At 34.6% G+C, this 547-nt stretch carries 1 protein-coding gene; it reads right to left on the bottom strand.

The window, feature by feature from the left end; all coding sequences use genetic code 11:
* Positions 1–36: 36 nt before the first annotated feature.
* On the bottom strand, positions 37–547 hold a 511-nt coding region (locus tag KI369_RS29040; RefSeq protein WP_212959060.1), incomplete at its 5' end, for a PepSY domain-containing protein.

Genomic DNA, 547 nt, shown 5'->3' with positions numbered 1-547 from the left:
CATTAAAATTTGATGAGAATCCGTTTATTGTTGTGATTATCCTTCGTCATCATCATCTTGATCATCATTGCCCTCTTCTTGATCATCGTCATCTTGTTGCTGTGATGGCTCCTTTTGCTGAATAGCGTTATTTACCGATGTAGTTGATATAATTTCTCCTGTTATTGTATGTACTCTTACATCAACCGTTTCTGTTTGTTTATTTATAATAATTTGGTAGGTAGCCGTACCATTTCTATTGACTACACTTACCTTCTCGATAAATCCACTTTGTACTTTTTGTAGCGCCACTTCTTTCGCCTGCTCTTCTGTTATAACTTTTTGTATTTGTGAAGTACCAATAAAAGCGCCTGTATTTTCTTCTATTTCTACTATTACATTCTCATTTGCACTTTTCTCTATTTCTATTACATATATATTTTTTTCGTTTTTTTGCTCAAGCCTAATTCCCTTTATATTCCCTGGCACTTGCTGCACTGCAATTTCTTTTGCCTGCTCTTCTGTAACTTTTGTCATCGGTTTCTCTAACAATTGAATTCGACCAGTT

Source organism: Bacillus sanguinis (genome assembly GCF_018332475.1).
GTDB classification, from domain to species: Bacteria; Bacillota; Bacilli; order Bacillales; family Bacillaceae_G; genus Bacillus_A; species Bacillus_A sanguinis.
Note: the sequence above shows the minus strand (reverse complement) of the source record. Positions and strands in the feature narration are given on the sequence as shown.